7 protein-coding genes are annotated in these 12,419 nt (G+C 64.6%); 3 read left to right on the top strand and 4 right to left on the bottom strand.

Translation table 11 applies throughout. The features are described from left to right. The 4 genes from AB4Y92_RS18415 to hslO all read right to left on the bottom strand — a co-directional run bounded on the left by AB4Y92_RS18415 (nt 1) and on the right by hslO (nt 8,741). Complete coding sequence (locus AB4Y92_RS18415; protein WP_441820980.1) at nt 1-2,901, bottom strand: TonB-dependent receptor plug domain-containing protein; 2,901 nt, start codon at nt 2,899-2,901, stop codon at nt 1-3. A 239-nt stretch (nt 2,902-3,140) separates the two neighbouring features. Continuing rightward, a complete protein-coding gene (locus AB4Y92_RS18410) occupies nt 3,141-6,110 on the bottom strand; it encodes a TonB-dependent receptor plug domain-containing protein (protein WP_441820979.1) in 2,970 nt (989 codons plus the stop codon). Nucleotides 6,111-6,822: 712 nt separating this feature from the next. After that, nucleotides 6,823-7,671: an XOO1806 family protein gene (locus AB4Y92_RS18405; protein WP_441820978.1), complete on the bottom strand. Its 849-nt coding sequence runs from the start codon at nt 7,669-7,671 to the stop codon at nt 6,823-6,825. Nucleotides 7,672-7,817: 146 nt separating this feature from the next. After that, nucleotides 7,818-8,741, bottom strand: coding sequence for an Hsp33 family molecular chaperone HslO (hslO, locus tag AB4Y92_RS18400; RefSeq protein WP_441820977.1), 924 nt, complete (start codon nt 8,739-8,741; stop codon nt 7,818-7,820). Between the two features lie 190 nt (nt 8,742-8,931). Here hslO and mtgA point away from each other — a divergent pair, with 190 nt between their 5' ends. From mtgA to AB4Y92_RS18385, 3 genes are all read left to right on the top strand, one after another. Beyond that, on the top strand, nt 8,932-9,693 hold the full coding sequence (gene mtgA / locus AB4Y92_RS18395) for a monofunctional biosynthetic peptidoglycan transglycosylase (RefSeq protein ID WP_441820976.1): 762 nt from the start codon (nt 8,932-8,934) through the stop codon (nt 9,691-9,693). Nucleotides 9,694-10,138: 445 nt separating this feature from the next. Next, a complete protein-coding gene (locus AB4Y92_RS18390) occupies nt 10,139-11,173 on the top strand; it encodes a glycosyltransferase family 2 protein (RefSeq protein ID WP_441820975.1) in 1,035 nt (344 codons plus the stop codon). Continuing rightward, the gene (locus AB4Y92_RS18385) at nt 11,133-11,561 is read left to right on the top strand and encodes a CBS domain-containing protein (protein WP_441820974.1); all 429 of its coding nucleotides are present in this window, start codon (nt 11,133-11,135) and stop codon (nt 11,559-11,561) included. Before AB4Y92_RS18390 ends, AB4Y92_RS18385 begins: the two co-directional genes overlap by 41 nt. Nucleotides 11,562-12,419: the final 858 nt, after the last annotated feature.

Here is a 12,419-nt window from a genome sequence, read left to right as displayed (position 1 = left end):
TCAGAAGCGCATCGTGATGCCCATGGTGTAGTAGCGACCCAGGGTGTCGTAGTACTGCGGGAACGTGTTGCCGCTGTTGAAGCCGGTGCTGCCGATGTTGCTGCCCACGACCGGCGGCTTCTTGTCGGCGACGTTGTTCACAGTGAAGTTGATGCGCGCATTCCACGGCAGCTCATACGCCAGGGTCAGATCGAAGTAATCGTAGGCGTCGATCGAGGTGTAGTCCGGGAACCACTCGATCGGGCCCGGCTCGACGTCGACCGCGCTCAGGTGGCGCCAGTTGAAGCCCAGCTCGAAGTCCTTGATCGACCACACAGCGCGGAAGTTCGACTTGTAGTCGTACACGATGCCGGCGATGACGTTGCACGAGACGCCGTAGACGCCGACGCAGTCGTGCTTCGGCACCTGCGGGTCGCCCTGGTAGTCGTACTTGTCGGTCTTGGTCAGATCCAGCGAGAAGTCCAGGCGGCCCCACTCGTTGGCCAGCGGGATGCCGTAGCGAACGCCCAGATCCCAACCGCTGGTGGTGATGCGGCCCTTGTTCGAGCGATCCAGGAACGGACCGCGCGCTTCGCCGTTGAGCGAACCGTCGGTGGGCTCACGCGCGCCCAGCATCAGCTGGCACATCGGGTGGTTGATGCTCAGGGTCGGGTTGAACTGCTTGTCGTAGCAACCGAACAGCGCATCGCCGAGCACCGGACGGGTGATCGCGTCCTTGATGTCGATCTTCCAGTAGTCCAGGGTGATCGACAGATCTTCCAGCGGCTGCCAGACCAGACCCAGGGTCTGGGTGTCGGCCTTTTCCGGACCCAGGATCGGGTTGCCGCCGGTGAAGGCGTTGGCCTGACCCGCGCTCGGACCTTCCACGCCGTCGGCGCTGTTGATCACCGCCACCGGAACGCCGGTGGCGACGCACAACTGACCGACCGCGCTGGTCGGACCGCCGACCTTGGCCAGCTCGGACGCCTGGCAGGGATCGACCGCGGAGTTATCCAGACCGGTGACCACTGGCTGGAACAGCTCGTTGACGTTCGGGGCGCGGGTCGCGCGCTGGAACATGCCGCGGAAGCGCAGCGATTCGATCGGGGCCCATTCCAGGCCGTACTTGTAGCTGCCGTAGTCGACGTCGGTCTGACCCGACTTGAACTCGCTGTGGCGATAGCCGGCTTCGAAGTTCAGCGCTTGCGCGCCGGTCTTGCCGCTGATCAGCGGAACGATGGTTTCGACATAAGCCTCACGCAGGGTGAAGTTGCCTTCCACGTCCGGGTTGGCGCCGCCGGAGCCCTGCACTTCGTTCGGATCGCGCGAGGCCGCGTCGGCCTGGTTGCGCGCATCGACCTTGCGGCCTTCCAAACCGAACGCCAGACCGATCGGGTAATCGGCCCACGGGCTCTTGAAGTTGTCGCCCAGGTCGCCGTTGACCGAACCGGACCACACTTCCTGCTCGACGCGCTGGGTAGCGAAGGTCAGCACTTCGAGGAACTTCTTCGCGTCCTTGCTGATCGAGCCTTCCGGACCCCACAGATTCAGCGGCACGCAGCCGCCGGTCGGATCCACGCAGCTCTTGCCGTCGAGCGACAGCAGCGCCTGCTGGGTGCGGGCCTTGGACAGGAAGCCGGCCGAGACGGTCAGCTGATCGGCTTCACCGTGCGACCAGTACGCGTCGTAGCGCCAGTTGTCGTTGATGTCGCCGCGCACGCCCAGAGTGGCCTGGAAGACCTTGTTCTGGAAGTCGGTGGAGCGGGTGCCCAGCTCGGTGGTACGACGGTTGAGCGTGGTGCTGACGGTGCCGGCGCTGCCGACCGAGCACGGACCACCGGTCACGGTGAACGCCGCGCACAGCTGCTGGCGGGCCGGTTCCGGAATCAGCGGGTTGCCGATGCCCAGATTGAAACGGCCGCCGAACAGGCCGCCCGGGGCGATCTGCGAGAACACGTTGGAGCGGGTGTACAGCAGCTGGGTGTAGGCCTCAGCGTGCTTGTTGATCTCGTAGCGGCCCAGCGCGGTGGCCTGCCAACGATCCAACGCGGTCTGGTTGAAGTTGTACGGGTTGTAGTTGAACGGCGTGGAGATGCCGTCGAAGCGGCCGGTGGCCGGATTGATCTGGCCCAGGCTGCCGGCCTTGGTCGGAATCGAGGTGCCCGAACCGCCGCGCGAGCCGTCGGTCGAGTCGAGGTTGAACTCGGAGAAGCCGCGCGAACCCTGCAACAGCGGATCGTTGTCGGTCTTGCCCAGGCTCAGCACGAAGTTGCCGCGACCCTCGTCCAGGTTCATGCCCATGGTGACGGTGGTGTTGCGGCGGTCGCCGTCCTGCTTGCTGGACTGGCCGTAGCTGGAGTTGACTTCGATGCCTTCGAAGTTGCGCTTCAGCACGAAGTTGACCACGCCGGCGACGGCGTCGGCGCCGTACACCGCGGATGCGCCGCCGGTGACCAGATCCACGCTGTCGATCAGCGCGACCGGGATGACGTTGGTATCGACCACGCCGAACAGGTTGAACGGAACGACGCGGCGGCCGTCCATCAGCACGACGGTGCGGTTATCGCCCAGGCCGCGCAGATTGATCGTCGCGCCGCCGTTGGCGCCGTTGTTGGTGCCGGGGCCGATCGACGGGACGGCGCCCGGTACGATCTTGAGGAAGTCTTCCGCGGTTACCGGCTGGTTGCGGGCGATTTCTTCTTGGCTGACCGTCATCACTGGGCTGTTGGTGGTCAGACCGGGGATGGAAATGCGTGAGCCAGTGACCTGGATGCGATCCAGGGTGGTGGCGTCTTCAGCGGCCGGCGCGGCGGGTGCCGCGGCGTCCTGGGCCGAGGCCAAGCCGGTACCGGCAAGGCTGGTCGCGCCCACGCACAACGCGAAGACGATCGCGTCGCGCAATTTGGTGGTCTTCAGGGTCATCTCTCTCTCCAAGTCTGTCCTGAACGAACGGGTCCCAAGCAAAGGGGCTAGCCAAACGGCGCATAACTGAAGGCCTAAATTGGCAAAGCCGGGCCGATAGTAGACGGCTTGGAGGAATAATTAAAGTGTTGTTAAAGCCCGATTGAAGTCGCATGACGGTATGCGACTAAAGTCGCGCAGACATAAAAAAACACGGCCCCCGAGGGAGCCGTGTTTGTGTTGCGGTGCAGCAGAATTGCTTAGAAGCGCTGCTGGTACTTCATGTACACGAAGCGACCGATGTCGAACTGGCCCGAGTAGGACGTGTTCGCGCTCGGCTGGCTGTACAGGGTCGGGCCGAGGTGATCGAACACGTTGTTGGCGCCGATCGCCACCGTGGCATTCCACGGGGTGGCGACGCGGAACTCGACGTCGTGGAAGGTGTTCGAGCCCAGCTTGTTGAGCGCGCGAACCGAGCCGCCGGTGTCCGGAGCACGGAAGTTCGGGTTGTCGCACTCGCTCGGGAACAGCGCCGCCGACAGGCAGGCTTCCTTCTGCGAGGAGAAGTAACGCGCGCCCCAGGTTGCGCTCAGCGGGCCCTTCTCCCAGCTCAGGCTGGCATTCGAACGCACGCGGAAGGTACCCAGGTTGCTCTGGTTGACCGCGTAGCCGACCAGCTGGATCGGCTTGCCGTTCGGGTTGGTATCGGTCTTGATCTCGTCGCCGACGGTGTAGGTCGTCTGCCAGTTGAGGTTGAAGTTACCGATGCTGGTGGGCAGGCGGTAGTTCAACTCGAGATCGTAGCCTTCGGCCTGACGGTAACCGGCGTTGATGCTGGTGAAGGTGAGGCTGTTGACGTAACCCAGCACCGGATCGCGGGTGAAGGCGGTGCAGCGGCTGGCGTCGTTACGCACGTAGCAGTCGTCGAGCATCTGCGTCGGCGAGTCGCCCACGATGGTGTCTTCGATCTTGATCTTCCACCAGTCGAGGCTGACGTTCAGGCCTTCGACGAATTCCGGGCTCCACACCACGCCCAGGGTCCTGGACTTGGAGGTTTCCGGAATCAGGTTCGGGTTGGAACCGGAGAAGAACGCCACCGGCGTCTGCGGGCTGGCCGTGGTCGAGGGCACGAAGCCCTGCTGCAGCTGACGGAACGTCGCCGGGTTCGGCACGCCGCGCGCGCCGCAAGCGGCTTGAATCGTCGGGTTGCCCTTGGCCGCGCCGAACTGCGTATCGCACGGGTCGGTGAAGGTCGCGAAGGTCTGCGAACCGCCGCCGTACAGGTCGTTGATGGTCGGAGCGCGGAAGCCGTCGGCGTAGGTGCCGCGGAACAGCAACGAGTCGATCGGCTTCCACTTGAAGCCGAACTTGTTGTTGACCGTGTCGCCGAAGGTGCTGTAGTCCGAATAACGGCTGGCGACCGAGAAGCTCAGCTCCTTGGCGCCCGGCAGATCGGCCAGGACCGGGATCGCGAGTTCGACGAAGAATTCATCGACCGAGTAGCTGCCATTGGTCGGGCCGCCGGCGAGGGTGGTCGAGTTGCCGGTCACCGCCTGAGCGTCGGGGATGAAGCGGCCTTCTTCCTTGCGGTGTTCATAGCCGACCGCGAAACCGAAGTCGCCGCCCGGCAGGGTGAACAACGAACCCGACAGGTTGGCGCCGTAGACGTTGGTCTTGGTTTCGCCGCTGGAGTTCAGACGCTGGAACAGGAAGTCCTGCAGCGCCTTGTTGCCGGTCAGGCCGCCGTCGCCGACGCGGCCGTAGGGGATGTACGGATTCCACGGGGTGCACTGGGTCAACGGGATCGGGCTGGCGGCGGTGCCGCACTGAACCACACCGTTGGCATTGAGGAACGACGGGCCCACCGCTTGCTTGGTGCGCTCGATGTTCAGGTTGCCGTAGTTTTCCTGGTTGACCTTGTTGTTGTTGAACAGGTAACCCACGTCCCAGTCGAAGCTGCGCTCGCCGATGTCGAAGCTGCCGTCGAGGCCGGCCGAGAAGCGCCAGGTGGTCGAGGTGGACTTATCGACGCGCGGCACTTCCCAGGTACGGCGCCAGAAGTTGATGTCCTGCGCGGTCTGGCCGTTGCCGGGCGCCCACACGGTGCCGACCGGGTTGTAGTAGCTGTCCTTCGACATCTTGAAGCCGCCCGGAACCGGACCGGCCGAGCCGCTCTGGAACGGATAGCCGGCGACCTGACGTTCGGCATCGCGCGACGAATACAGCATGTCGCTGCGGAAGCGGACCTTGTCGGTGATGTCGAACACGCCGTTGACGAACAGCGAGCGGCTTTCCAGCGGCGTGCGCAGGTGCGTCTGCTGGTTGGTGTTGCTCTTGTCGACGGTCGAGCCGGCCGGGTTGGCAGCGGTGCCGCCGGTGTCGGTGTTCAGCGCGTGATAGTTGGAGAGCAGGCGCCAGTTGCCGTCAGTGTTGAGCACGCGGTTGCCGGCCGGCAGATTCAGCACGCCCCACTGGCTGACCGTGGTCCAGCCGCGGTTCGGATGCATCGGGCCCTGCGGATATGCGCCGAACTCGCGGTCGCGCGCGAAGACTTCGTCTTCCTTGCGGTATTCGACGGCGGCGGTCAGCGAGCCGCGATCGCCGGTGAAGCCGAGCACGAAGTCGCCGCGGGTGGTCGCGCCGTCGCCCTGGCTGTACTGGCCGAAGTAGGCGTTGGCCGTAGCGCCTTCGAAATTGGTGCGGGTGATGATGTTGACCACGCCGGCGATGGCGTCGGAGCCGTAGATCGACGAGGCGCCGTCCTTCAGCACTTCGATGCGCTCGACCGCGGAGGTCGGGATCAGCGAGACGTCCTGCAGGCCGCTGGTGCTGATGCCCAGGCGCTTGCCGTTGACCAGGATCAGGGTGCGCTGGGCGCCCAGGTTACGCATGCTGATGAACTGGCCGCCGACGTTTTCGCCGGCCAGCAGCGGCTGTGCGCGGCTGATGGTCGGAGCGCCGGTGGCGGAGATGTTCTGCAGGATGTCGGCGACGGACTGGAAGCCCTGCTTCTCGATGTCCGCGCGCGTGATCGACAGTACCGGCTGAGCGGTTTCCAGATCGACCTGACGGATACGCGAACCGGTCACCTCGATGCGGTCGAGCGTGGTCGCTTCCTTGGTGGCTGGGGCGTTCGCTTCCTGCGCTACGGCGGCGCCGGCGAGGGCCGTCGAGCTCACTGCGAGCGCGAAGGTGATCGCGTCGCGGAGCTGGGTGGTCTTGAAAGTCATTCTCTCTCTCCGAAAATCGGTCTGATGTACCCGTGTAGCCCGGCCGGAGGTGTCAAATAAGACGCCAAGACCAGCAAGGTTCGCCGATGCTAACCGTGAGTCCCCAAAAATTAAAGTGTCGTTAAGTGTCGGTTTGTGACGTGCGGGCAGAACCGGCTCCACGCCGTGCCGTCCGTACTTTTGCGTATTTTGTGTGGACAACGGTGGTAGGCGCTGCGGAATCCGCAGGAAATCCCCTGTTCATTTATCCGCGCCGCCGGCTCGGCCGCGGATTCCGGCGATCGGGCATATCCGCAAATACAGGCGGTACGCTGCCGCGCCAGTACCTGCGCACAAAAACACACAATTTCTGCTACCTACGGCCGATTGCGCTGCGTGGTGCGCAAACCGGGCGGTGCGCGTGAGGATTCGGGCGCGACATTGCGCGCAGGCCGATGTGGCGGCGTCAATCAGGTCATCGAAATGCTCGATCGGGGCAAGCCGATTCGTTAGCCATGCCCACGTGCGGACGGCTGTCGGCGGGAATTGCAGGGAACGAGGCCGGGACGGCCTCAAGACTTCGCGATGGGATCGAAGCTCACGCCCGCGACGGGCGCAGGGCTGGGCGCCCTCATGCTTTTCGCCGTCGCGGCGCGGTATTTATGCGGATTACGGACTCAGAGCCGAGTCCAGACAGACGAAAGATCCGCCGAAGCAAGATGCGATGCGGGGATCAAAGATCCTGTTCGTAACGGACGTAAGGCACGGTGCCTTCGTCTTTTTCGCCGTTGCCCGGCGCGAACGGATTCTTGCCGCGGGTGACCACGTTTTCGGCGCCGACGGTGAGCTGGCCGCTCCACGGCGTGCGCCAGGTCAAGCCGACACCGAGGCCTTCCCACTGACCCGGCTGCCCGGGCGTATCGACCACGCGGCCGATGATGTTGGCGCCGAAATTGCCGTAACCGGCGCCGATGGTGATGCTCTTGCTGCTCCAGCGATCGGCCAGGCCGGGCATTTCGCCGGCCGGGATCAGCTTGGCGCGCGCCCAGGTGCCGCCGATGGACACCATCGCTTCGCGGCCGATGTTCTTCTGGCCGTAAACGGTGAGGGTGTTCTGATCGACGCGGCTGGGGCGGTTGTTCGGGCTGAGCCAGCCGGGCAGGCTGTCGCGGCCGGAACCGATGGACACGCCGACCTTGCCGCCGGGACGGCTGAGGCTGACGCCGGCGCTGAGCTGGCGGCTGTCGTCGTGATCGTCGTCTTCGTCGAGCGCGGCCAGCAGGCAGTGATTGGCGAGGTTGCCGATCGCGCCGGCCAGGCCGGTCTTGCGATCGCAGACCAGGCCCAGGCCATCGCCGGAATCCAGGCCCAACGTGGCATCGAAGGTGTTGGCGCCGGATTTCCAGCGCGCGCCGGCGGCTTTATCGGTCGGCTCGAGCTGCAGCAGGTATTCCAGCTTGCCGTTGTTCTGGTTCCACACCGGCAAATAGGTGGTGTCGTGCTTGGCTTGCGCGTGCGCACCCGCCGCCACGCCTAGGGCGAGCGTCAGGACAAGCGGCAACTGGCGCAGGTGCTTGAGCATTGAATAAGTGTTAAGCGCGGACCGTAGTTAAGACCGGATGAAACCGGCCGAGTTCCCCATTTCTTCGACCCGACTATAGCCGGTTTATGTTTATTTAACAATCTGAAAACGGTCCCAGAACCGTCTTCGGCCGACCGTCGGCAACCTCACTGTACTCGCTGCGGGGCCTGGATTTCCGCGGCCGCGGCCGCGAACAGGCCGGCAATTTGGTTGCGATCGAAACGATAGCTCTGGCCGCAGAACTCGCAGCGGATATGGGCCTCGCCCTCGGCCGCGGCGGCATCGGCCTCCTCGCGGCCGAGCGAGACCAGCATGGCCTCGACCCGCTCGCGCGAGCACGAGCAGGCGAAGCCCAGCGGCTTGCCGCCCAGCAACTGCACCCCGTCCTCGTGGAACAGGCGGGTCAGCAGGGTGTCGGTCGGCAGCTCCAGCAATTCGGCGGTGTTCAAGGTGTCGAACAGGGCCCCGACCCGGGCCCAGCCGTCGTCGTCGCCCTCGTCGCCGGGCAGCTTCTGCAGCATCAGGCCGGCGGCGTAGCGGTCGTCGGCGGCCAGCAGCAGACGCGTGGGCAATTGTTCGGATTGGCGGAAATAGTCCTCGAAGGCGCCGGCCAGGGTGTCGGACTCCAGCGACACCAGGCCCTGGTAGCGGACCGGGTCGCGGCCGTTCAAGGCCGGATTCTCGATGGTAATGGCCAATACCGCCTGCGGACCCAGGTCGCGCAGGTCGCGGGAGACCTCGCCGCCGTCCTCGGCCAGCTGGACGATGCCGCGCAAGGTGCCGGCCGCCGTGCACTCGGCGAACAAGGTGCGCAGCGCACCTTCGCCGCGCAATTGCACCGACAAACGGCCATCGACCTTGGCGTGGCCGGTGAACAACGCCGCAGCCGCGGCGGCTTCGCCGAGCATTTCCGCGGCCGCGGCCGGATACTCGGCGCGGTCGCGGATCTGCCGCCAGGTGTCGTGCAGGTGCACGCGCACGCCGCGCACGCCGGCGGTTTCGATCATGAAACGGGTCAGGCGGTCCTGGTCGTCGGGCGTGGCGGCTTGGGGCGAAGCGGTATCGGTCATCGTCGTACTCTGCGGTTACGGCGCGCAAATCAATGGTCGGCGAACGCGGCGGTCGCGGCTTCGCGGATAATGCGCAAGTTCTTGTGAAGGGGGAGGTTGAGGCAATGCGGTGGGTATCGGAGCTTGGTTCGCCGACACGGGCAATCCGCCTTGCGGCAAGAGTGGGGACGGGGGCGCTGGGGTGCAAGGCTTGAGCGATCGCGCGTCCGCGCCGCCCCTGCCGCCGCAGGCCGAAGCCGCGCCGCGTCCGCGCCGGCTGCGGCGCTGGTTGCGCTGGCTGTTGGCCCTGCCGTTCCTGTTCGCGCTGGCCTCGATCCTGCAAGTGGCGACCCTGCGTTTCATCGATCCGCCGTTCTCGGCATTCATGCTGATCCGCCAGCTGGAGGCCTGGGGTTCGGGCGATTTCGGTTTCCGTCTGGCCCACGACTGGCGCGATCTGGACGAGATCTCGCCCAACGTGCCGGTGGCGCTGGTGGCTTCGGAAGACCAGAACTTCGCGGAGCATTTCGGTTTCGACCTTAAGGCGATCGAGAAAGCGCGCAAGAACAACGAGCGCGGCCGCAAGGTGCGCGGCGGCAGCACGATCAGCCAGCAGACCGCGAAGAACCTGTTTTTGTGGAGCGGCCGCAGTTGGGTGCGCAAGGGCATCGAGGCCTGGTACACGGTGCTGATCGAGGCGATGTGGCCCAAGAGCCGGATCATCGAGGTCTACGCCAACATCGCCGAATTCGGCGACGGCGTGTACGGCGCCCAGGCCGCGGCGCGGACCTACTACCGCAAGGACGCCAGCCGGCTCGGCGCGGCCGAGGCCGCGCGCATGGCCGCGGTGCTGCCCAATCCCAAGCGCTACAGCATCGCCAAGCCGGGCGCATATGTGCAGCGGCGCGCCGGGGCGATCCAGCGGCAGATGCGGTTTATCGGCGGGGATGGGTATTTGAAGCAGATTGAGTGATTGGGGGGGGCGGGAGTCTGAATTTGCGACGAGTTGCGAGTTGCGAGAGGTCGGCGTTGCGGTCGACGTCTTAGAAAAATGACGTTCTTCGATAACGACTGAACCTTCCCAGCCCGTCATTCCCGCGAACGCGGGAATCCAGCGACTTCAAACGTTCTCGCACGAAAGCCCTGGATCCCCGCCTTCGCGGGGATGACGGTCTGATGGGTTGCGCGCGCGAAAGTCACTGGATGTTCGGCTCCGTCGAAGTGAAGCGGAGCCCGCCTTCGCGGGAATGACGATCCCTGAAGGTACGCAGGCCCGCTTCGGAATCCTCGCGTCTTGCCAGTGGCGTTCGCGAGCGAAGAACTCCGCCGAAGCCCCGCCAGCGATGCTGGCCGTATCGACCGCCGCATCGAACCTCGTCCACACCCAGCCACCACGCCACGCCGTTACTATTGATCCCATGACCCGCGATCGCGTCACCGTCGTCCTGGCCGCCTTCGACGAAGCGCAGAGCCTGCCCCTGCTGCAGCCGCGCATCGCCGCGGCGCTGGACGCGCTCGCCGCCGAGGATGTCGAAGGCCGCGTGCTCTACGTGGACGACGGCAGTCGCGACGGCACCTGGGCGATCCTTCAGTCCTTCGCCGCGCAAGATCCGCGCGTGGGGCTGCTGCGGCTGTCGCGCAATTTCGGCAAGGAGGCCGCGCTGACCGCGGGGCTGGACCGGATCGACACCGGCGCGGCGCTGATCCTGGACGCCGACGGCCAGGACCCGCCCGAACTGATTCCGCAGTTCGTCGCGCGCTGGCGCGAAGGCTACGACGACGTCTACGGCACACGCCTGGAACGCGAGGGCGAAAACTGGCTCAAGCGCAGCACGGCGCATGCGTTCTACCGGGTGATCGGCCGCCTCTCGCGCACGCCGATCCCGGCCGATACCGGCGATTTCCGCCTGCTGTCGCCGCGCGCGCTGGATGCTTTGGGTCAGCTGCGCGAACGCCACCGCTTCATGAAGGGCTTGTTCGGCTGGGTCGGCTACAACCGCGTGGCCTTGCCGTATCACCGCGAGCCGCGGGTGGCCGGCAACAGCAAATTCAATCTGTGGCGGCTGTGGAATCTGGCGCTGGAAGGCATCACCAGTTTCTCGACCGCGCCGCTGCGGCTGGCGACGTATTTGGGGCTGGCGACCGCGCTGGTGGCGTTCGCCTTCAGCGCCAAGGTGGTGTTCAAGGCGCTGCTGTTCGGCGACCCGGTGCAGGGCTGGCCGACGATGATGGCGGTGATCCTGTTCCTGGGCGGCGTGCAGTTGATCGCGCTGGGCCTGATCGGCGAATACCTGGGCCGGCTGTACGAGGAATCCAAGCAGCGGCCTTTATATCTTGTCGACACCTGGCAGCCCGCGGCAGGAGTATCCTCGGCCCAGAACCGGTTCCCCCCGCTCGCGGAAGGAGATGGCCGTGCGCACAGTAAGGCAACTGTTGGAAGCGAAAACCGCTGAGGTGTTCGCGATCGGGCCCGACGCGCCGGTGATCGACGCGATCCGGCTGATGGCCGAAAAACGCATCGGCGCGGTCCTGGTGATGGAGGGCGCGCGGCTGGCCGGCATCCTGTCCGAGCGCGATTACGCGCGCAAGATCGTATTGCAGGGACGATCGTCCGCCGATACGCCGGTACGCGACATCATGACCGCGCAAGTGGTCAGCGTGAGTCTGAACGACAGCGCCGAGCGTTGCATGCAGATCGTGACCGACAAGCGCATCCGTCATCTGCCGGTGGTGGAGGGCGGGGAGGTGGTCGGCGTGGTGTCGATCGGCGATCTGGTCAAGGCGGTGATCGAGGATCAGCGGGTGGAGTTGGATCAGTTGCAGCGGTATATCGCCAGCTGATCTTTCGCTGGGCTTGGGTTCGTCTTGCGCTTTTTTTGATGGCGTTGCCGCGATGGCGACGGCCGCGTTGGCGGTCGGGTTTTGCTGGCGGCATTTCTGTTGGAACCAATGCTGGTTATCCGTTGCTTCGGGAGTGATCTCGTTTGCGGCTATGTGCTGTTCGGGCCTTTCGTGTCGGGGCTGCAACGGTTGCGGTTGCTCTCGCTGTTGCTTTTGACTCTGCTGTTGCCGTTGCTGTTGAAGATTTTTCTCTGCTTCGCCGCTGCTTTTGCCGTGGCTGGGCGCGGCTTGTTACTCGCGAGACCAGGGACACCCGGAGGGCGGCGCACATGGACGTGCGCCGGGTGCCACCTTGGGCAGGATGCCCAATGTGGCACCTGCCTGCGCAAGCACCGCACTCGTGGCTTTTGATTCGAAACAGCTAAAGCCCTTTCTTTGGTTACTTTCTTTGTGGCTTTGGACAAAGAAAGTGACCCGCCGCTCCATGGCGGAAGCGTTTAGCGTTTGATCTTGCTTGTGGCGTTTGATCTTGCTTGAAGCTTCTAAGGAATCTGCAAGCCCAGGTCGAAACGACCAAGCCTACGTACTCCCTCCTACCGTCATTCCCGCGAAAGCGGGAATCCAGTGCCTTTCGTGCGAGAACGTTTGAAGTCTCTGGATTCCCGCTTTCGCGGGAATGACGAGCAAAAGAAGCTTCAAGCAAGAGCAAGATCAAACGCCTAAAGCTTCCGCCATGGAGCGGCGGGTCACTTTCTTTGTCCAAAGCGACAAAGAAAGTAACCAAAGAAAACGCTTTGGCTGTTTCGAGTCAAAAGCCACGAGTGCGATGCCGACGCAGGCAGGTGCCACATTGGGCAT

Source organism: Lysobacter sp. TAB13, from assembly GCF_052113885.1.
GTDB lineage: Bacteria > Pseudomonadota > Gammaproteobacteria > Xanthomonadales > Xanthomonadaceae > Lysobacter > Lysobacter gummosus.
The sequence above is the reverse complement of the archived record's forward strand: the minus strand, read 5'-3'. Positions and strand labels throughout refer to the sequence as shown.